At 71.8% G+C, this 20890-nt stretch carries 16 protein-coding genes; 10 read left to right on the forward strand and 6 right to left on the reverse strand.

Annotated elements, in window-relative coordinates:
- The first annotated feature begins 6 nt into the window (after nucleotides 1-6).
- A complete protein-coding gene (locus OG956_RS19330) occupies nucleotides 7-285 on the forward strand; it encodes a DUF4031 domain-containing protein (protein ID WP_330339217.1) in 279 nt (92 codons plus the stop codon).
- Here OG956_RS19330 and OG956_RS19335 read toward each other — a convergent pair.
- The gene (locus OG956_RS19335; RefSeq protein ID WP_330339218.1) at nucleotides 267-1334 is read right to left on the reverse strand and encodes a GNAT family N-acetyltransferase; all 1068 of its coding nucleotides are present in this window, start codon (nucleotides 1332-1334) and stop codon (nucleotides 267-269) included. The genes OG956_RS19330 and OG956_RS19335 overlap by 19 nt on opposite strands.
- A 155-nt stretch (nucleotides 1335-1489) precedes the next feature.
- Here OG956_RS19335 and OG956_RS19340 point away from each other — a divergent pair, with 155 nt between their 5' ends.
- The 5 genes from OG956_RS19340 (at nucleotide 1490) to OG956_RS19360 (ending at nucleotide 9502) form a co-directional block, all read left to right on the forward strand.
- Entirely contained in the window at nucleotides 1490-2104 is a 615-nt protein-coding gene (locus tag OG956_RS19340; protein ID WP_330339219.1) for a hypothetical protein, read from the forward strand.
- On the forward strand, nucleotides 2101-2670 hold the full coding sequence (locus OG956_RS19345) for a hypothetical protein (protein ID WP_330339220.1): 570 nt from the start codon (nucleotides 2101-2103) through the stop codon (nucleotides 2668-2670). Before OG956_RS19340 ends, OG956_RS19345 begins: the two co-directional genes overlap by 4 nt.
- Complete coding sequence (locus OG956_RS19350; RefSeq protein ID WP_330339221.1) at nucleotides 2670-7394, forward strand: putative T7SS-secreted protein; 4725 nt, start codon at nucleotides 2670-2672, stop codon at nucleotides 7392-7394. The genes OG956_RS19345 and OG956_RS19350 overlap by 1 nt, the downstream gene beginning before the upstream one ends.
- Before the next feature lie 41 nt (nucleotides 7395-7435).
- The gene (locus OG956_RS19355; RefSeq protein ID WP_330339222.1) at nucleotides 7436-7834 is read left to right on the forward strand and encodes a hypothetical protein; all 399 of its coding nucleotides are present in this window, start codon (nucleotides 7436-7438) and stop codon (nucleotides 7832-7834) included.
- A gap of 492 nt (nucleotides 7835-8326) precedes the next feature.
- Nucleotides 8327-9502 carry a DUF1266 domain-containing protein gene (locus OG956_RS19360; protein WP_330339223.1) on the forward strand — a complete coding sequence of 392 codons (1176 nt, stop codon included), beginning with the start codon at nucleotides 8327-8329 and terminating at the stop codon, nucleotides 9500-9502.
- Nucleotides 9503-9531: 29 nt separating this feature from the next.
- Here the strand turns inward: OG956_RS19360 and OG956_RS19365 are convergent, their stop codons facing one another.
- Nucleotides 9532-10176, reverse strand: coding sequence for an HD domain-containing protein (locus OG956_RS19365; RefSeq protein ID WP_330339224.1), 645 nt, complete (start codon nucleotides 10174-10176; stop codon nucleotides 9532-9534).
- A gap of 49 nt (nucleotides 10177-10225) precedes the next feature.
- Between OG956_RS19365 and OG956_RS19370 the strand changes: the two genes are divergently transcribed.
- Together OG956_RS19370 and OG956_RS19375 are read left to right on the forward strand one after the other, a co-directional pair.
- Nucleotides 10226-10894: a maleylpyruvate isomerase family mycothiol-dependent enzyme gene (locus OG956_RS19370; RefSeq protein WP_330339225.1), complete on the forward strand. Its 669-nt coding sequence runs from the start codon at nucleotides 10226-10228 to the stop codon at nucleotides 10892-10894.
- 173 nt (nucleotides 10895-11067) lie between these two features.
- Nucleotides 11068-11781, forward strand: coding sequence for a copper homeostasis protein CutC (locus OG956_RS19375; protein ID WP_330339226.1), 714 nt, complete (start codon nucleotides 11068-11070; stop codon nucleotides 11779-11781).
- A gap of 50 nt (nucleotides 11782-11831) precedes the next feature.
- On the opposite strand, the gene OG956_RS19380 is transcribed toward OG956_RS19375, so the two are convergent.
- A complete protein-coding gene (locus tag OG956_RS19380) occupies nucleotides 11832-12503 on the reverse strand; it encodes an LppU/SCO3897 family protein (protein WP_330339227.1) in 672 nt (223 codons plus the stop codon).
- Nucleotides 12504-12736: 233 nt separating this feature from the next.
- A complete protein-coding gene (locus OG956_RS19385) occupies nucleotides 12737-14701 on the reverse strand; it encodes a HelD family protein (RefSeq protein ID WP_330342888.1) in 1965 nt (654 codons plus the stop codon).
- 384 nt (nucleotides 14702-15085) lie between these two features.
- Between OG956_RS19385 and OG956_RS19390 the strand changes: the two genes are divergently transcribed.
- The gene (locus tag OG956_RS19390) at nucleotides 15086-15268 is read left to right on the forward strand and encodes a hypothetical protein (RefSeq protein ID WP_330339228.1); all 183 of its coding nucleotides are present in this window, start codon (nucleotides 15086-15088) and stop codon (nucleotides 15266-15268) included.
- Between the two features lie 24 nt (nucleotides 15269-15292).
- Here OG956_RS19390 and OG956_RS19395 read toward each other — a convergent pair whose 3' ends face one another.
- Nucleotides 15293-16945 carry a DNA repair helicase XPB gene (locus OG956_RS19395; protein ID WP_330339229.1) on the reverse strand — a complete coding sequence of 551 codons (1653 nt, stop codon included), beginning with the start codon at nucleotides 16943-16945 and terminating at the stop codon, nucleotides 15293-15295.
- 69 nt (nucleotides 16946-17014) lie between these two features.
- Complete coding sequence (locus OG956_RS19400; protein ID WP_330339230.1) at nucleotides 17015-19666, reverse strand: helicase-associated domain-containing protein; 2652 nt, start codon at nucleotides 19664-19666, stop codon at nucleotides 17015-17017.
- A gap of 125 nt (nucleotides 19667-19791) precedes the next feature.
- Here OG956_RS19400 and OG956_RS19405 point away from each other — a divergent pair, with 125 nt between their 5' ends.
- Nucleotides 19792-20853, forward strand: coding sequence for a hypothetical protein (locus tag OG956_RS19405; protein ID WP_330339231.1), 1062 nt, complete (start codon nucleotides 19792-19794; stop codon nucleotides 20851-20853).
- The last annotated feature ends 37 nt before the right edge of the window (nucleotides 20854-20890 follow it).

Raw genomic sequence — 20890 nt, forward strand, 5'->3', positions numbered from 1 at the left:
GCGCCCGTGACCCTCTACATCGACCCGCCCGCCTGGCCCGGTCACGGCCGTATGTGGTCGCACCTGGTCAGCGACACGTCCTACGACGAACTGCACACCTTCGCCGAGACGCTGGGCGTGCCGAGGCGCGCCTTCGAACGCGACCACTACGACCTGCCGTCCCACCGGTACGCCGACGCGGTCGCGGCCGGCGCCGTGGAGGTCAGCAGCCGCGAAGTGGTGCGGCTGCTGCGGGAGTCGGGACTGCGCAGGCGCAAGGGGGCGGCTCAGCGGCGGAGTTCGTAGGCGAACTGCTCGCCCTCGTCGCTGACCCGTGTGAACCCGGCCCGGCCGACCACCGCCTGGGAGGCGGTGTTGTCCCGGTCGACGGTCGCGAACAGGGAGCTGACGTCGTCGCGGGCCAGCGCCCAGTCCGCGAGCGCGCGCAGGGCCTCGGTGGCGTAGCCCTGGCCGCGGGCGCCCTCGACCAGGTCGTACCCGATCTCCACGCGACCCTCCTCATCCGGGACGCCGTGGAAGCCGATGCCGCCGATCGCGCGCCCGTCCTCGTGCCGGACGAGCACGAAGACCCCGAACTCGGGCCGGTGCACGCCCGCTTCGTACGCCTTCACCAGCATCCCGGCGGCCTCCCGGGTGCCCTCGTACGGGCCGCCGTCGAGCCAGCCGAAGCCGCCGTCGCCGCCGAGGCGCAGGTCCCGCGCGGCGGCCGGGCGGACGCCGGTCAGGGTGACGCGCTCGGCGGGGATGACGAGGTTGTTGTTCCAGCGCCACTCTGTGACCCGGGCGCGGCCGGGCAGCTCGCCGCGGCCGGTGGCCCACAGCAGGGTCGGCCAGGGGGCCGGACCCGGCTGGACGTGGGGGAAGAGGCAGGCAAGGAGGGATTGGACGAGTTCGGCGGGCGGTTCGTAGGACAGACCCAGGCCCAGCGCCATGTCGTGTGTGTGCAGCAGCACCTCGGCGATGCCCATCGCCGCGAAGCCCTCGGCGTCGGCGCTGCGGAACGGGTAGGGGTGGAAGCCGCGGGCGCCGGGCGGCGCGGTGCGGACGGCGGCGGCGAGCAGCGCGCCGGTGGTCTCGATGACGTGCAGCAGGCCGGCGTTGTCGGTGTCCTCGTCGAGGGTCAGCTCGAAGGGCACGTAGGCGTCCTGCGCGCGTCCGGCCAGGTTGGCGGCGTAGGCGATGAGGTCGTCGGCGACATGCACCGCGGTGGTGTGGCAGTCCCACTCCAGCGTCCCCGCCGGTACGGCCTTCCAGTCCCGGCCCACCGCCGCCCGCAGCACCGCCGTGGCACCCGCCACGGCCTCGGTCACATCGTCCCCGTTTATCGGTCGCATGGGGCGAACCCTAGGGGGCGGGGGTGTGTGGGGTCGACAGCATTACGTCCGAGGCCTGACGCGGTCGGTGGGCGAGGGTCGGGTTCCCGCCAACCCGTGGGCCGGAAGCCCTGCCGCGTTGCTCTCGACAACACCCGAATGTGATGATCCGACGCATGGCAGAACACGGGGGTGATGCCGGCCGGGCCGGTGATATACGCAGGTCACGGCTGGCGGAGTACGCGGACATGGCGGGGCACGAGGACACGCAGGCGCCCGCACCGAGCGACCCGAACACCCAGTCTTTGCCGGAGCATTCACTTTCCTTTGCTCCCGCCGATGCCCCGGCCGCCGCCTCGGGTGCCCTTTCGGAAACGGACGAGGTCGCTCGCAGGCGGCGGCGTGAGTTCGCCGCCGTGCTGGGCGCGTTCCGGCGTCGTCGCGTTCTCGTCCCGTACGGGGACAACGGCGCGGCCCTGACGGTGGAGATGCACGGCGTGCGGTGGCTGCTGGCGTTCACCCACGAGGCCGCGCTGGCTCGGTATGCGAGGGCGCGGGGGGAGGGTGACCGGTCCTGGCGGTACCGGATGGTGTGGGGTGCGGCGGTGCTGGACGCCGGTGTGCCCGCGGTGGCCGGTGCGACCGGGTTGCCGTGCGGGGTGCTGGTGGACGCGGGTGACGGTCAGCGGGGGCTGGTGCTGCCGCCGGTGGCGGGGATCGTGCCGGAGGCGGTCGCCGTGGACTGGCCGCACAGGGATGCTGAGTTGGGGACGGAAGGGGGAGGGTCGTGACGACGCCGGGCGGGGGCGCGCAGCCGGACCTGCGGGTGCAGGGGCTGGCCTTGATGGCCCAGGGCATCAACAAGGCTCTGAGTGAGCTGGATGCTCTGGGTGCGATGAAGGGCTGGGCCGGCGCGGGGCGGGGCTTCACCGGGTTGGAGATGGACGGCAAGGACGCCGGGGACGACCATCTCGGTGCGGTGCTGCACGAATTCTGTGAGCGCTGGCAGTGGGGGGTGCGTTCGCTGGTGGAGGAGGGCAACGCGCTGGCGGAGGGGATGGGGCTGGCGGCCGGTACCTTCCATCAGACGGACGAGTACGTGAAGGGTTCGATGAAGGTCGCCTACAACTCCGTCGTCGGTGACCCCTTCGCCTCCAACGACCAGGTGGCCAAGGAGAGCTGGGACCAGATCAACCACGCGGGCCAGACGACGGGGTACGGCGAGAAGGACCGCGAGAACCTGGTGCGGTCGGTGAAGAAGACCGGCTCGGGCATGCTGCACGACGTGGAGACGAGCGAGGGCGTGCCGGGCGACCCGCTCTCGTCGGTGGTGCGTGATGTGGCTGGTGGTCAGTGATGTCGTTCACCAGCAAGTTCAACCACGTGGTGGGTTCCCTCAAGTCGGGCTACGACGATGCGAAGCGGGAGACCGGCCACCTCCTCGACGAAGGCGCTCACGGCCTGGGTGACGCGCTGGACTTCGTCGGTGCGCACGGGACGGCGGACAAGGTCGATGACTGGGGCGACAACGTCGCCTCCAGGCTGGGCGCGCACGTGGACGAGCAGCAGCTCGGCGAGACCGATGACCCGAAGGAGCTCATCCACGGTGATGCGTCGAAGCTGCGCGAGACGGCGGGGCATCTGAAGAACTTCGCCGCGGCCTTCGGCGCCGTGGCCGCAGGCATGCAGAAGCTGGACTCCTCCGGTTTCCGGGGTGAGGCGGCCGATACCTTCCGCAGGAAGTTCGCCGCCCATCAGGTCAAGTGGCGTCAGGCCGCCGATGCGTGCGGTCAGGCCGCCTCGGCGCTGGAGAACTTCGCGCACACGGTGGAGTGGGCGCAGGGCCAGGCACGCGAGGCGGTGGCGAAGTACCGCGAGGGTACTGCCGCCTCCGAGGCCCACCACAAGCAGGTGCAGGCCTACACCGACGCGGTGGACCAAGGCAGCAAGAACCCTGGCCCCAAGCCGCCGGAGCAGGATCCGGGGGATGCGGCCAGGCACGCGGCCGAGCAGATCCTGGCCGCCGCCCGGCGCCAGCGCAACCAGCTCGCCGCGGAGGCCGCCGAGCGGGTCAAGGCCGCTCTGGAACACGCCCCGCACGAGCCGTCGGCGCTGAACCAGCTGAAGCTGGACGGCGCTGATGTGCTGGATGCCGCCAAGACGGAGGACATGCGGTTCTTCGGCGGCTTCGTCCGCGGGGTCGGCGACCTGAACAACCTGCTGCGCAACGCCAACCCCCTCGACCCCTACGCCCTCACCCACCCCTACGAAGCCCTCCAGTCGAAGGTCGAGTTGCTGGGCGGCGCGGTCCACCTGCTCACCCACCCGACCGAGACCGGCGACAAACTGTGGAACTCCTTCCTCAAGGACCCCGGCGGAGTCGGCGGCGAACTCGCCCCCCAGTTCCTCATCCCGGAAGCCGGCGCGGAAGAGGTCGCGGTCGACGGGGCCCGCGTCGCCGAAGACGGGGTGAAAGGCGCGGAAGGCGCGGAGAGCGCGGCCGGGAAGGCCCCCCGGGAGACGGTGAACGAGGACCCACCGCAGCATTCGCACGACGAGAACAGCACGGAGAACGGCGGCACCGATCCGATCAACCTCGCCACGGGCAAGATGTACCTGCCGCAGACGGACGTCACCCTGCCCGGCGCCCTGCCCCTGCTCCTCACCCGCCGCGTGGAGTCCGGCTACCGTCTGGGCCGCTGGTTCGGCCCGTCCTGGTCCTCCACCCTGGACCAGCGTCTGGAGATCGATGCTGAGGGAGTCGTCTACGTCACGGAGGACGGCCTCCTGCTGTCGTACCCGCACCCGGCGCCTGGCGTGCCCACGGTGGCGAGCCACGGCCCGCGCCTGCCCCTGGACCGGGTGGACGGCGGCTACACCATCACCGACCCGCACACCGGCCGGGTTCGGCACTTCGCCGACCGAGGCGACAGCCTGGCCGTCCTGGAACAGATAGACGACCGCAACGGCAACTGGATCTCGTTCGAGTACGACGCCGAGGGCACCCCGGTGGGCGTGTTCGCCGGCTCCGGTCAGGGCGTCCGCATCACCACGGACGCGGGCCGCATCACGGCGTACCACCTGGCCGAAACGGGCGAGGAACTGAAACGCTTCGCCTACACGGACGGCAACCTCACCGAGGTCTTCAACTCCTCCGGCCTGCCCCTGCGTTTCACCTACGACGACCGTGGCCGCGTCACGTCCTGGACGGACACGAACGACCGCAGCTACAGCTACGAGTACGACGAGCAGGACCGCTGTATCGCCGAGGGCGGCTCGGCCGGCCACATGACCCTGCGCCTGACCTACGAGGGCCCGGACCCCACGACAGGCCTGCGCACCACGACGGCCACGACCGGCGAGGGCCACACCCGCCGCTACCTGGTCAACGACACCTGGCAGGTGGTCGCGGAGACGGACGCCCTCGGGGCGACGACCCGCTACGTCCGCGACCGCCACCACCGCCTGACCTCCACGACGAACCCGCTGGGCCACACGACCACCTTCGAGTACGACGAGGCGGGCAACCTCACCCGCCTGGTCCGCCCGGACGGCCGCGAAGCGAGAGCGGAGTACAACGACCTCGGCCTGCCCGTGAAGGTGATCAACCCCGACGGCACGGTGATCCGCCAGACGTACGACGAGCGGGGCAACCGCACCTCGGTGACGGACCTGGCCGGCCAGACGACCCGGTTCACGTACGACGAGGCCGGACACCTGACATCGATCACGGACCCGCTGGGCCACACGACCACGGTGCTCTGCGACCGCGCGGGCCTGCCCGTGCAGGTGACCGACCCCCTGGGCGCGGTGACCCGCTACGAACGAGACGCCCTCGGCCGCCCGACCACGATCACCGACCCCACCGGCGCGACAACCCGCCTGGAATGGACGCTCGAGGGCCACCTGACCCGCCGCACGGCTCCCGACGGCACGACGGAGACGTGGACCTACGACGGCGAGGGCAACTGCACCACCCACACGGATGCTCTGGGCGGCGTCACCCGCTTCGAGTACACCCACTTCGACCTGCTGACCGCCCGCACGGGCCCGGACGGCGTCCGCTACGAGTTCGCCCACGACGCGGAACTCCGCCTGACGAAGGTCACCAACCCGCAGGGCCTGACCTGGAGGTACGAGTACGACGCTGCAGGCCGCCTGGTGGCGGAGACAGACTTCGACGACCGCGCACTGAGGTACGAGTACGACGCCGCAGGTCGCCTGCTCTCCCGCCGCAACGCCCTCGGCCAGGTCACGTCCTTCGAGCGCAACGAACTGGGCCAGGTGCTCCGCAAGGACTCGGCAGGCCAGGTGACGACGTACGCGTACGACTTCACGGACCAACTGGCTCAGGCTGTCGGCCCGGACGGCACGACCCTGACCCTGCTGCGCGACCGCCACGGCCGTCTCGTCTCGGAGACGGTGGGCGGCCGCACGGTGACGTACACCTACGACACTCTGGGCCGCCGCACGGGCCGCACGACCCCGACCGGCGCGGTCTCCACCTGGTCCTACGACGCGGCAGGTCGCCGTACCGGCATGGTGGCATCGGGCCGCCCGATCGACTTCACCTACGACGAGGCGGGCCGCGAACTGACCCGCCACATAGCCGAAACGATCACCCTGGAGAACAGCTTCGACCCACTGGGCCGCCTGACGACTCAGTCGGTGACGGGGGCCGAGGGCGGTCTGATCCAGCACCGGTCGTACACCTACCGGGCCGACGGCAACGTGATCGGCATCAACGACCACCTGTCCGGCACCCGCCGCTTCGACCTCGACGCAACGGGCCGGGTGACGGCAGTCCACGCGGCGAACTGGACCGAGCGCTACGCGTACGACGAGGCAGGCAACCAGACCCAGGCGTCCTGGCCGTCGGACCACCCGGGCCAGGAGGCTACGGGCCCCCGCTCCTACGTGGGCACCCGCATCACCCGAGCCGGCAACGTCCGCTACGAACACGACGCACTCGGCCGCATCACCCTCCGCCAGAAAACCCGCCTCTCCCGCAAGCCGGACACCTGGCGCTACGAATGGGACGCAGAAGACCGCCTGACCTCGGTCGTGACCCCGGACGGCACCCGCTGGCGCTACACCTACGACCCCCTCGGCCGCCGCACCGCAAAACTCCGCATGGCGGCCGACGGCGAGACGGTCGTGGAACGGGTCGACTTCACCTGGGACGGCACCACCCTCTGCGAACAGACCACCACCTCTGCCGACCTCCCCAACCCGGTCACCCTCACCTGGGACCACCAGGGCCTGCGCCCCCTGACCCAAACGGAACGCATCACCGCGGCCGACGCACCCCAAGAAGAGATCGACTCCCGCTTCTTTGTCATCGTCACCGACCTGGTCGGCACCCCGAACGAACTCATAGACGAACAGGGCGAGATAGCCTGGCACACCCGAAGCACCCTCTGGGGAACAACGGCATGGGCGGCGAACAGCACCACGTACACCCCCCTACGCTTCCCAGGCCAGTACTACGACCCCGAAACCGGTCTCCACTACAACTACTTCCGCCATTACGACCCGGAAACGGCCCGATACCTCACACCAGACCCGCTCGGCCTCGCACCAGCAGCCAACCCAGCGGCATACGTCGACAACCCTCATATATGGGTCGATTCGCTTGGGTTGGCGCCGGACTATCCGGATGACGGGAAACAGAAACTACCGACCGGCGGAGATGTTCCGGGGGATTCTCGGGGATACAGCAGACCGGATATCGGACGCTACGACTACTCATGGTCCACGTACGACAAGGCACTCTCAGCCGTACGGGAACGCCTCGGCGATTTGGGTCCAGATTCAATTAAGATGTACGACTACAACCCCAGGACGGGAGAGGGCACTGGAACCTTGATCGGTGAGCAAACTCCCGACAAGCAGCGTGGGTGGCGAATAGATAATCTCGATGGCCACGTAAATTATTGGGATTGGTCCACCGGCAAGAAGGGCAAGGGCGGTACGTACGGCCACGACTGGTTCCCGGCGGACCCGTCAACGCCTGGATCTCGGCACATCGGATGGGCGCCATGGCAGGACAACAATGGCAACATAATCGAAGGTAACTAAACCAAGGAAATAAGGAATCCTGAGGGCGAAAGGAACCGGAAATGCCTCCCCGTCTAAGTGAAATCTTGAGCTCAATAGGGACCGAAGCGAATGCGGCAACCTTCGAACAGTTTCTGCATGAGCTCGGTGGTTCGCTTGAAAGGCTTGCCGATCTCACTCGAAACGCAGATCGCTCAGTCGATGTGACAGACTTTGATGCGAATGAACTGAAGGGCGCTTTTCGCGACTCGATCGAAGACGTGGGACAAGAAGTGATTATCGCGTGGCCCGCTGACCATGTAGCGGCGCGGACCGCCTATCGGGATGCACTTGAGCGGATCGACGACCTCTGGTACCCAAGCATGGATGACTTGGTGGTCATTGATACCCGAGAAGAAATGGGAAGGATCATCATTCTCGATCACGAAGAGAGACTCTTCTCCGCCTCACTCGCCACCTGAGTGTTAAGTCGGGGTCAGCGATGAGAATGAACGACAAGATGCTTGCTCTGGATTGAATGTGGTGGTGCTGAAGAGAGAGCTTCGAGCCGACACACCGGGCGTGGTCCCATCCGACCGAGGTCGACCCTTTCAGCGCAGCTGCACGCCAGCTGGCACCGCTCGATGCGTTCACTCAAGAGGCCTGCACCGCGTCGGATAACACGCACGACTGTCTCGCCGCACCCGACGTTTCCTGCGAGAACGGGGAAGCGAAGGCGGAACACGTCGATTGGGGCATCGCATATCTCGGCGGCACTTCCGGAGACAGACGCTCCGGTGCTGCCGGATCCAGCGTCGGGGGAGCGGTGTCGTGGCCGTAGCATGGTCGCTGACTCGTGCTTCAAGTTGCAGACAATTGAACCGGGGGAAGGCATGTCGTTCGGTCCGCCGCCTGTGGGATTCGGGCCTGCTGCCCCGCCTGCCTGGACGCCTCCGACGGACATCGAGCAGGCGTTGTGGGAAGCCAAGGCGCGTGAGGACTGGGCTGCGTACTTCGACACGCTCGCTCGGCACCATCTCTACTTCGAGATACGGCGCGACAAGGCGGATGCCGATTCCACCAAGCTTCATACCGTGTTCGGGCACGATCCCCGGGTGGCCGGCGGGCGGATCTGGGCCGTCTACACCGAGGGCATGCTGCCCGTTCCCGAGCCGCACCGCGTGTTCGAGCGGAGGTCGCTCAGATGGTTCGCGCGGGGGTGGGCGCCCGCCGATCCGCCGTGGATCGTGGTCAACCCCGGCAGCCCCTGCGAGGCCTTCCTCCCCTCCGCACCGCCGCACTCCGGGGTCTGGGGCCGGCACGGTGAGCGGCTCGGCGTTCCGGGATGCGGTCTGCGGCTGCGCACGCTCCAGGTCGGGGGACCGTTGCAGGGCGCCGTCGCCCACGGGCTGGCCTGCGGGGCTCTGCTGCTGGCACGTTGCGGGCGTCCGTGGAACGCCTTGGCGTTCCACGGTCACGGTTACCTCCAGGAACGCGAGCGGCTGAAGGAGTCGTGGGGTGTCACCAGCCGCGCCGACTGGCAGGAACAGCAGCGCACCCTCCTCGACCCCGACGGCGTCAACCCCGTGTGGGAGTTCGCCCTCGAACTGCGTCGCACCATCGCGCGTGACTTCGGCGGGTACGTCGACACCGCGTACTGGCGCGACGCCGCCGCCCGTGTGCTGCGCCGGCGGGCGGAGGGGGAGGTGGTCATCACTCCGGACGGAGTCACCACCGCCCCTGCCACCCCGGGTCCCGAGACCGAGGCGCGGGTCAACGGGGTGCAGCAACTCATCGGCAGGATCGCGCGTTACGAGGCGCGGTTCCGGGCCGATGGGCTGCTGGACGAGAACGGGTTCGTCTCCTCCGTGTATGCCTGGAACCTGGGACGGGCCTCCGGCATGGCGCGGTGGGGTCTGGGTTCCCGTTACTGCGACCTCGCGGAGGCGGAGGCGGCCGTCCTGGAGGCCGGCCGGGCCGCTGCACGCTCCTACCGGTCCTGGCAGGACTTCTCCGCCGCCTACATCCTGGGGCGGTGCCTGCACTTCGACGAGGAGGAGTTCGGCGGGTGGTACACGGGCGTGCTGGAAGTGCACCGGCTCCTGATGTCCGCGCCCGGCAGCCCGTGGCTCACCATTCCGTTCCGGTGAGCTGACAGCCGGCTGGGGGCCGGGGTTTCTCAGGCCGACAGCATCTCCAGCTCCGAGGTGAGGTTGTACCGCGCCGTCGCCTCCCAGTGCTCCCGGCCGTACGGGGTGTGGAAAAGGCGGGGGAGGGCGAGGAGTTGGCGGAGGATCGCCGCGCGGCCCTCGCGGAAGGCGTCGTTCGGGACGAAGTGGTACTCCTCGCGGACCTCGGCGGTGTAGACGGCGTACGCCGACGGGGGCGCGGCCAGGATGGCGAGGTCGGCGTCGCACAGGACCTGGCCGTCACGGTCGTCGTCGGCCGGGTCGTGGGTGACGGTGAGGCGGACCAGGCGGGCCACCTCCGCGGTCTTCGCCTCGGGAACACCCGCTTCCGGCAGGGCGCGCTCGGCCAGCCGGGCCGAGCGTTCCTCGTTCTCGGAGCGCTCGGGAAGGTAGACGGCGTCGTGGAACCAGGCGGCCAGGCGTACGACGTCCGGGTCGGCGGCGTACTTCTCCAGGACGTCGACGTGGTCCAGGACCGCCGTCAGGTGTTCCACGGTGTGGTAGCGACGCTGCGGCTCCCGCCAGCGGGTGAGCAGGTTGTCGGCGTACGGCGCCGGGTCGGGGCCGCCACCGGGCGCGCGGGCTGCTTCCAGCGCGCGGGCGAAGCGGAGGCGCAGGGCTTCGAGGTCGGCCATGTGCCCATTGTTCCGTGACGCACGCCGTCGGCGCCCCTAGCGTGGCCCCATGACTGACGTACAGGAAGTACGGGACCCCGAACTGCCCGGGCGGCTGCTCAGCCTCGAGCGGGACGCCCTGATACCGCTGCTGCGCTCGCGCCCGGACGCGGACTTCGCGCTGCCGACCACCGCGTGTCCGGGGTGGTCGGTGCGGGATGTGCTGGCGCACTGCTCGGCCGCGTTGATCAGGGTGGTGGAGGGCCGGTTCGAGCGGGGCGTGTTCTCGCCCGAGTCCAACGACCGGGACATCGCCGAACGGGCCGAGTGGTCGAACGCGCAGGTCGTGGACGAGCTGGAGCGCGGGATGACCGAGGCCGGGCCGGTGATCGCCGACGCGGGCGGGGCGCTCGACATGATCGCGCTGGGGGAGTGGGTGCACGCCGGTGACGTGCGCGACGTCCTCGGCGCGCCGGGGGCGTACGCGGGGGCCGGGCTGCCGGACGCCCTGACGCTGCTCGTCCGGATCACCCGGGAGAGGGATCACCTGCCGCTCCACGCCGACCTGGACGACGTGGACGAGCCGCTGCGGTTCGGCGCGCCGGTGGCCGCGGCGCCGCCCGCCCGGTACATCGGCGACGCGGCCACGCTGGTACGGCTGTACGCCGGGCGGCGGGTGGACGGGGACGGGTACGAGCTGGCCGGCGCCCGGGAGGGGGACCTCAACATCTTCGGGTGACCGGGTTCCCTCGGCTGACGGGGTTCGCTCGGTGACGGGTTCCCTCGGGTGGCGCGGGAACCCGCCGGGCACAGGCGTAGTCTTGGAATTGGACTAGACCTGTAGAGCCGTCGGTCGTGTCGGCCGTACCCGCCGCGGAGCCGATGAACGCCGATGAAGATGAATGGGGTGCCATGAGCAAGCGTGCAGTCCTGGAGGTGATCGCCCTCGACGTCGAGGACGCGGTCGCCGCCCAGGCCGGAGGCGCGGACCGCCTGGAACTCGTCACCGACATGGCGGCCGACGGGCTCACCCCGTCGGCGTCCGTCTTCGCCGGGATCCGGGCCGCCGTCGACATCGACCTGCGCGTGATGCTCCGCCTCACGGACGGGTTCGCGGCCGGCGACGTCTCACGGCTGGTGGGCGTGGCCGGGGAGCTGCGGGAGGCCGGCGCCGACCAGTTCGTGCTCGGCTTTCTCGACGGGGACGGCGGGGTGGACCTCGCCGCGGTGGAACGGCTGGCCGACGTGCTGGACGGCTGCGCGTGGACGTTCCACCGGGCGATCGACCGCGCCGCCGACCGCGACGCCCTGCGCAAGCAGCTCGCCGGCCTTCCCGGCCTCGACACCTACCTCACCGCCGGGTCCCCCGCCGGGGTCGACGAGGGGCTGCCCACACTGGTCGAGGAGGCGGGGCGGCGCGGTGAGCCGGGGTACGGACAGGAACTCCTGGTCGGCGGCGGCCTGCGCCTGGAGCACGTCCCCCGGCTGCGGGCCGCCGGCATCGACGCCTTCCACATCGGCGGCGCGGCGCGCTCCGCGGGGTGGGACGGGGCGGTCTCCGAGCAGGCCGTGGCCGAGTGGCGCAGGGTGCTGGACGGGGGAGTCGCCCGGCAGGTGGCCCCCTAGCGCCTCGGGTGGGCGCCGGCGGGTGGGGCCCTGGGGCCTCGGGTGTCCGGCTAGCCGTTCAGCGGTTGCAGGCACAGCGACAGGTCGCCGTCCTTGCTGTATTCCGGATCGGCGAGATAGTCCCCGGCCGGACAGGAGCCGCTGTCGGGGGAGAGGACCCGGAACTCGGCCTGCGATGAGCCGCAGTCGACGGGCCGCAGATCCTGGTCGGACCAGTCGCCGTCGTTCCGGGCACAGGAGCCGACCGTCAGAGTCGGGTGGTCACTGCCGCTGGGGCCGGCCACCAGTCCGATGACCATGAGCGCAGGAACGGCCAGCATCACCAGGCCGAGCAGGCACAGCGGGATCAGGGCCAGCACCCCGGCCGGCCGCTGGAACACCGGCTTGCCCGGATCCAGTGGCGGCCGCCATCCGGGCGTGACCGTGGCGGGGATGCGTCGTATCGCGGACCGGGCGCCGAGATTGATCAGCAGGGTGACGGGCGTGATGAACACCGACATCGGACCCCACCAGCCCAGCAGCAGGGTGTCGGCCTGCATCTGCCGGAAGACGGCCAGTCCGCAGGTGTGGCACAGGACGCCCCGCCGCCGCAGGAACCGCATGATGACCAGCATGCCCTGGTGGCCACGGACCGTCACCGGCGCGGCGGGCGCCGCCCCGCAGACCTCGCACACGGCGGCCGGCCCACCCGGCGGCAGCGGCGCGCCACCGTACTGCGGCACCGCGGCGAGGGCTGGCGGGTACGCGCCAGGACCCTGGACGTACGGCCCCGGAGCCGGCCGGTGCGGTCCAGGAACGGCCTGATAGGGCCCGGGACCCGCCTGGTACGGCCCAGGACCGGGCTGGTACGGCCCGGGGGTCTGCTGGTACGCCGGGTGCGGAGGCGGTGGAGTGCTCAACGGAGGCCTTTCCGTGGGGACATGCCGGAACGGCACGACACCCTAGCCGTCTGCCGTCAGGCCAACTGCGGCGGCAGCGGCGCCGAGTGGGCCACGATCAGACCCGACACCGCTCGGGTGAGCGCCACGTACAGCCGCCGCAGCCCCGTCCGCTCGTCCGGTTCGCCGTCCACCACCGCCTGCGGCTCGTCCAGGACCACGTAGTCGTACTCCAGGCCCTTGGCGAGGGAGGCCGGAACCAGGGTGAGCCGGGTCTCCCGGGTGGTCTCCTCGCCGGGCGCGAGGCAGGTGATCCCCGCGGCCGTCAGCGCCTCGGCCAGCGCCGGGACGCGGGCGTCCGCGGCGATCAGGCCGGTCGAGCCCTCGTTGCGCAGCAACTCCTCGCAGGCGGCGACGACGTCGGACGTCCCGCCGGCGTCACGGATCTCGAAGAAGCCGGGGTTCTCACGGACGGAGGCGACCGGGGTGAGGCCCGGGGCGATGTGCGGCAGCAGGCGGGAGGCGTAGGCGATGACGTCGGTCGGGACGCGGAAACCGGCGGTCAGCTCCTCGATGACCCCCGCGGGCTTGCCGAGGTGGGCCAGCGCCTCCTCCCAGCTGCGGGTCGCCCACGGGGTCGTGCCCTGCGCGAGGTCGCCGAGGACGGTCGCGCTGCCCGTGGTGCAGCGGCGGCCGACGGCCCGGTACTGCATGGGGGACAGGTCCTGCGCCTCGTCCAGGACGACATGGCCCAGCGAGTGCGTGCGCTGGATCAGGTCGGCCGCCTCGTCGACCAGCACCGCGTCCGCCGGCGACCACTTGGCCGACTTCACGCTGCGCACCGGCCTGGCCCACAGGATCGTCTTCTGCTCGTCCTCGTCCAGGATCCCGGCCGCGTGCTCGGCGAGGAAGTCCGCGTCCGTCAGCAGCCGCAGGACGAGTTTCGCGGGATCGACCTGCGGCCAGACCGTCTTCACCGCCGCCTTCACGGCGCTGTTGCGGGCCACCGCGTCCTGCACCCGGTCGTCCGGCGCCTCCCCGGACCGCTCCATCTGCACCAGCACCGCGTGCGCGATCCGCTGCGGCAGGGCCTCGCGGGCGGCGCCGTAGCGGATGTCCCGCTGCAGCAACTCCCGGACGATCTCCTCCAGTTCGTACGCCGGAACCCGCCAGCGCCGCGAGCCGCGCACCACCACGACCGGTTCCGTCGGCATCGTCACGTGGGAGTACAGGGCCCGGCGCAGCACCTCGGCCATCCGGGCGTCGCCCTTGATCACGGCCGCCGCGGCGTCGTCCGTGCCGCGCACCTCGACGTGGGCGACCAGGTCGTCCACGGTGGCCTGCTGCACCGTCAGCTCGCCCAGTGCGGGCAGGACCTGCTCGATGTAGTGCAGGAAGGACTTGTTCGGCCCGATGACGAGGGTGCCGGTGCGGGCCAGCCGCTCCCGGTGGGCGTACAGCAGATACGCGACCCGGTGCAGGCCGACGGCGGTCTTTCCGGTGCCGGGGCCGCCCTGGACGCAGACCGTGCCGGACAGGCCGGCGCGGACGATCTCGTCCTGCTCGGGCTGGATGGTGGCGACGATGTCCCGCATGGGGCCGACGCGCGGCCGCTCGATCTCCTGCTGGAGCAGTTTGCTGGCGGTGGCCGCCTCGGCCGGGTCGGAGAGGTGCTCGTCCTCGTACGCGGTCAGCTCGCCGCCGGTGTAGCCGAAGCGGCGGCGCAGCGCGATGTCCATCGGGTCCTTCTTGGACGCCCGGTAGAACGGCTGCGAGACCGGGGCGCGCCAGTCGATGACCATGGGGTCGCCGTCGGCGTCGTGGACGTGCCGCCGCCCGATGTAGAACCTCTCCCCGTACGCCCCTTCCGCCTGGTCGGCGCCCGGTGCGTGCAGATAGTCCAGCCGGCCGAAGAACAGCGGGGTGTCGCTGAGGTCGGCCAGCGCCTTGATCCGCTCGTCGATCTGGCGGGACAGCACCTCGGCGTTGACCCAGTTAGCGGTGACGTCCCGGATGTCCAGCGCCTCCACGTCCTCGCGCATGGCGCGCAGCGCGGCGCGGGAGGCGGCGAGGTGGGAGCGCTCTCGGGCCAGGGGGTCGTCGTCGGGCGTGGACGTGAGCACGGGGATGCCTCCGGTGGACCTGCTGGGTGGCTACGACGATGCCGCCCGGTTTCCGACCGGGCGACGGCACTCCGCGGAGGGGAGGCGGGCAAGAGCGGAGATTTTAGGGGAGCGCGCGGGGGCGGGGCCAATGAATTTCCGGCCGGGTCCGCTGCGTGCGTGCGTCGGTTGCGGCCGCCGGGCCTAGGGGACGCGCGCCCCGGAAGTAGGGGCCTGGCTCCACCCGAAGATCTACGCGGAGCCGTCCGGAATTGGACCCGGAGACCGATGCGGCTGATATGTCCGGCGATCCACCATGGAGTCATGAGCGCAGCAACCATCTCTCCAGGCCCCGCCCGGCCGCCGTCCGGGGCCACGGCCGTGGACGGCCCCCACCACCACTGGCTCGGCAACGCCCTGCGCGCCGTCAAGGTGTTCGCCAAGGCCGCCTTCGGCGTGATCATCCTCGGCGAGTACGGCGAGGAAGCGGGCATACGCCGCCAGTGACGGCGGCACAGGCTCCCCGCCGGCTCAGCTCGTGCTGTCCTCCGCCAGGATCTCGTCGGCGTCCACGATCCGGTAGGCGTAGCCCTGTTCGGCCAGGAAGCGCTGCCGGTGGGCGGCGAAGTCCTGGTCGATGGTGTCGCGGGCGACGACCGAGTAGAAGTGCGCCTGGTGCCCGTCGGCCTTGGGGCGCAGGACCCGGCCGAGGCGCTGGGCCTCCTCCTGGCGGGAGCCGAAGGTGCCGGACACCTGGATGGCGACCGTCGCCTCGGGCAGGTCGATGGAGAAGTTGGCGACCTTCGACACCACCAGCACGCTGATCTCGCCCTCACGGAAGGCGTCGAAGAGCTTCTCGCGCTGGGCGTTGGACGTCTCGCCCTTGATCACCGGGGCGTTCAAGTGCTCGCCCAGCTCGTCGAGTTGGTCGATGTACTGGCCGATGACCAGGATCTGCTGCCCGGCGAACCGGCGCACGATCGCCTCGGTCACCTTCCGCTTGGTGTCCGTCGTCGCACAGAAGCGGTACTTCTCCTCGGTCTCGGCCGTGGCGTACGCCAGCCGCTCGGACTCCGTGAGGTTCACCCGGACCTCGACACAGTCGGCGGGCGCGATGTAGCCCTGCGCCTCGATCTCCTTCCAGGGCGCGTCGAACCGCTTCGGCCCGATGAGCGAGAACACGTCCGACTCCCGGCCGTCCTCCCGCACCAGCGTCGCGGTGAGGCCCAGCCGGCGGCGTGCCTGCAGATCGGCGGTGAACTTGAAGACAGGAGCGGGCAGCAGATGCACCTCGTCGTAGACGATCAGACCCCAGTCCCGGGAGTCGAAGAGCTCCAGGTGGGGGTAGACACCCTTCCGCTTGGTGGTCAGCACCTGGTAGGTGGCGATGGTGACCGGGCGGATCTCCTTCTTCGTGCCGCTGTACTCGCCGATCTCGTCCTCGGTCAGCGAGGTCCGCTTCACCAGCTCGTGCTTCCACTGCCGGGCGGAGACGGTGTTGGTGACCAGGATCAGGGTGGTGGACTTGGCCTGCGCCATCGACCCGGCCCCGACCAGTGTCTTGCCGGCGCCGCAGGGCAGCACGACGACACCGCTGCCGCCGTGCCAGAAGTTCTCCACGGCCTGCTTCTGGTACGGCCTGAGCGCCCAGCCGTCCTCCAGCAGCTCGATCGGGTGCGCCTCGCCGTCGACGTACCCGGCGAGGTCCTCGGCCGGCCAGCCCAGCTTCAGCAGCGTCTGCTTGATCTGCCCGCGCTCGGAGGGGTGCACGACGACCGTGTCCGGGTCGATCCGCGCCCCGACCAGCGGGATGATCCGCTTGGACTTCAGCACCTCCTCCAGCACCGGCCGGTCGGTGGTGGTCAGCACGAGTCCGTGCGCGGGGTGCTTGGAGAGCGTGAGCCGCCCGTAGCGGTCCATCGTCTCGGCGATGTCCACGAGCAGCGCGTGCGGCACCGGGTACCTGCTGTACTGCACCAGCGCGTCCACGACCTGCTCGGCGTCGTGCCCGGCGGCGCGCGCGTTCCACAGCCCGAGCGGGGTGACCCGGTAGGTGTGGATGTGCTCGGGGGCCCGCTCCAGCTCGGCGAACGGCGCGATGGCCCGACGGCAGTCGTCGGCCCGCTCGTGATCGACTTCCAGGAGCAGGGTCTTGTCGGACTGGACGATGAGGGGACCGTTCACGCGGGCTGCCTTTCCGAACGGCTGGACGGGGCCAAACATCCAGTGTGCCGCACCCGGCGGCGATCACCCTCAGTCCTCCGCCAGCTCCGCCACTCCGGTGATCCGGTGCAGGGGGTAGGCGCGGACCTCGTCCGCGGTGTGGTCGTACGCCGTGACGAAGCCGCCCTCCACCTTGACCGGGGCGATGACGCGCTGGCTGGCGGCGCCGTCGGCGTTGACGTAGCCGATCCACAGGGACGCGCCGGTCAGCACGGCGGCCTGCACGGTGGCCAGGGTCTCGGCGGAGGAGGAGCGGGGCGGTTCACCGCCCGGCGGGGGCTCGCCGACCGGCTTGCGCGGGGCGGTGGCGGCCAGGTCGCCGGCCCGGATCGCGCGGATCGCCGCCGACAGCAGCGTGGCGTCGGGCGGCGGCGGTCCGTCCGGGACCGGCTCGGGCGCGGTGCGCGGCGGGGTGCGGTGGGCGTGGGCGCGGGCGATCAGCACGTCGCCCTCGGCGGACTCGGCGGCCGGTGCGTAGCCCATCGCGCGCAGGCCCTCCAGCAGCGCGGCCGGGTCGGACTGGGTGGCCAGCACGGTCGGGGCGAGGCGGCGCAGGCGCAGGGCGGCGGCGCGCTTGTCGGCCAGGATCTCGTTCAGCAGGCTGTCGTCGTCGCAGCGCACGTACGCCGAGGCCGCGCCGACCCGGAGGTGGCCGTGTTTGCGGACCACGTCGTCGATCAGATAGGCGAGCGGCTGCGGCACCGGGGTGCGGGAGTGCTGGGCGAGGAAGGCGTGCAGGTCGGCGGCGGTGTGACCGGCGTCCAGCGCGCGGCGCACCGAGGCCGGGGTGAAGCGGTACACGGTCGCGCCGCCCTTGGACTCCACGTCCGCGAGCACGTCCAGCACATCGGCGAGGGGGCGCTGGAGCGGCCCCGGCGCCACCGCCGTCAGGTCGGCCTGGAGCAGGACGTGGTCCAGCGGCTCGGGGAGCAGCGGCGCGAGCAACCGGGCGGCGGCGGCCGTCGCCACGGCCTGCTCGGCGGGAGGGAGCGGGGCGAGGACGGGCGCGGGCCGGTGGTGATGGTGCACGGGCAGTTTGTCACCGGGGCCGGAGGACTCGGCGGGCCCGGTGCCGGCGACGGCCGAGGAACCAGCGGTGGTGGACCGGGCGGCGCCGGTGGTGTCCGGCGCGGTGCCGGCGGCAGACCGGGGCGTGCCCGGGGCGGTCGAGCCGGTGCGTCGGCCCGTGCCGGGGGCCGGGGCGCCCAGCAGGGCCCGGCCGTGCGTCGACAGGGCGCCGCGGCCGGTGATGCCCAGCAGTTCCGCCTCGGACAGGGTCCAGCGGGCGAGCCGGGAGCGCAGGTCCTCCTCGGCGCCCCGCTGCTGTCCGCGCAGGGGGCGTTCCCAGCGCAGGCGGGCCAGTACCGCGTCGGCGTCGGGTGCCGCGCCGGCCGGCAGCCCGGCCAGCAGGGTCAGCACCCGGTGCCGTACCTCGGGCGCGGCCGAGCGGTCCAGACCCGGGCCGAGCGCGGCGAGGGTACGGTCCTTCGCGTCCCGGCCGCCGACCAGGCCCGGCGTCCGGGTGGCCGCCAGCCAGGCCTCGGCGAGACGGGCCCAGCGTTCGGCGGCGGGCCGCTCCAGCCACTCGTCGTAGGCGGGCGTGGCCGCGTACCGCTCGTCGGCCTCGCCGTCGGAGGCGATCAGACCGGCGGCGTAGGCGAGTTCCACCCAGAACGCGGCGACCGGCTCGGACACGTCCAGGGCCACGGCGGTGCGCTTCAGGTCGCGGACGCTGAGGCCACCGGCCCGCAGGACCGCCGGGCCGCCCTCGTCCCAGTCCTTCAGCAGTTCCTCGACCGTGGCGAGCGCGGTGTACGCCTGCCCGGCCGCCGTCGTGTCCACCACCTGCGGGCTGTGGGTGGCGGCCGGTTCGACGGCGGGCGGCAGCGGCTCGGGGGCGCGGTGGGCCCGGCCCTGACGCAGGTGCAGGGCCACCTCACGGGGCAGCACGACCGTGCCGGGCGCGGTCGGCAGCAGCAGGCCGCGATCCAGCAGCCAGCGCAGATGCGCGGCCGGCTCCGGGGTGACCTGCCCGTACGGCGGCCCCCACACCAGCCGCGACAGCACCTCCATGGCGGGCTCGGGAGCGCCGGCGAGCAGCTTCGCCATCTTCTTCCGGTCCGAGAACAGCGCGGTGAGCGCGGCCACGGCGGACACCGAGTCATGGGTCGAGGGCAGCCCGGCCGCCGTGACGATCTCCTGGATCCGGCCCGGCGACATGCCCGAGGTGGCCTCCTGCACGGTGGGCCCGAGCCCGGTCGGGGAGGGGTGCTGCGGGGACGGCGCGAGGAGTTCGCGGGCGGTGCGGACCAGCCGCAGCCGGTCGTCGTCGCCCCACACCAGCGCCTGCTCGCGCAGGGTGCCGAGGGCGTGCGGCAGCGCGGCGGCGACCGTCTCGTCCCCGGCGTCCCCGGCCATCAGGCCGAGCAGCGTGTCGTACGACGCCGGGTCCGGGGCCACGGCCAGCGCCTCCGCCGTCTGCAGCGCGAACCGGTCGAGCCGCTCCAGCGCCCGCAGCACCGAGGCCCGGGTGCCGGCCCGGGTGGCCAGCTGGGTGAGGTCGGTGGGGACGGGCGTGATGAGGTCGGGGCGGCTGCGCAGCAGCGCGGCCAGGGAGGCGTCGTCCCGCGCGCGCAGCGCTTCCGCGAGGGAACGGGGTGCTGGGTGGGCCGCTTGGCTCATCTGACCCACGGTAGCGGCTGCCGCCCCCGAGGGGAGCGCCCCGGGACCCGGTACGGGCCGGCGGACACCTCTCTGCGCTACCGTCCTCAGGGGGTTTCATCGCCGCCACCCCGGAGGGGCTTGCGTTGGGGATCGAGAGCGACCAGGTCGTCTACGAGTACCTGAGCCGTGTCGGAGACATCGCTCAGCAACGGCAGCTGCCGTCGGCCACGCGGATGCGGCTCGTCTCCGAGCTGCGGGGCGAGATCGAACGGCACCGGGCCAAGGCGACGGTCGACAGCCCCGCGGCGGTCCGCCGCATCCTGGACCGGCTGGGCACCCCGGACGAGGTGGTGGCGGCCGCGGGCGGCGGGTCCGGCGCCGGCCGGGTTCCGCAGCCGACGTCCGCCGCCGTGCCCGTACAGCCCGCGCCGGCCGAGCCGGAGCGCCGGCGGAAGCAGCCGCAGGAGCCGGCCGGCGGTGACGGTGACAAGGGCGGAGCCGGGGAGCGCCGCAAGGGGCTGCGCCGGGTCGTACCTCGCCCGCGCCCCTCCACGACCGAGGCGGCGTCCGCGCCCTCCGTCCCGCGCGACGCCCCGTCCCCGCCGCACCTGGCCCCCGCGCACGAACTGGGGGACAGCGCCGTACGGCCCGACTGGTGGCGTCTCGGCGGGAATCCGTTCGGCGTCTCCGCGGAGACGGACTCGGTGCCGGGGTTCGTGGGCGGGGTGGAGATCCCGGAGCTGCTCCGGCGCCCGCCGAAGGAGAAGGCGCCGGCGGAGCGTGCCGAGCCGGAAGAGGCCGCCGAGCCCGAGCCCGAAGCGGAGGCCGGGCCCGCCGGGCGCCGGCGCCCGGCGCCCCGCCCGGCCGCCGGCTGGACCAACCCCCTTCTGCTGCTGGCCGCCGCCGCGCTGGTCGCCGGGGCGGTGCTCGGCAACTGGTTCGCCCTGCTCCTCGGCTGGGTGATCGCCTACGGCTCCCGGCGGCTGACCCCCGCGGAGACCAAGGTGGCCGTGATGGTCCTGCCCGGCACGGCCGTCGCCGCCGGGCTGGTCTGGCTGTGGGGGAGGGTCAACGGCCGCTGGGGCGCCCCGATCGCGCAGGGCCACATGAACGACGCGGTCGCCGGGACGTGGCCGTGGGTGGTGCGGGGAGCGGCGATCGCCTCGGCGCTGTTCCTGGTCTGGCGCTCCCAGCGCACCCGCTGAGACACCGGCCGAAGAGGGCCGCTGACCGGCGGCGTCC

Origin of the sequence: Streptomyces sp. NBC_00557 (genome assembly GCF_036345995.1) — a bacterium.
Classification (GTDB): domain Bacteria; phylum Actinomycetota; class Actinomycetes; order Streptomycetales; family Streptomycetaceae; genus Streptomyces.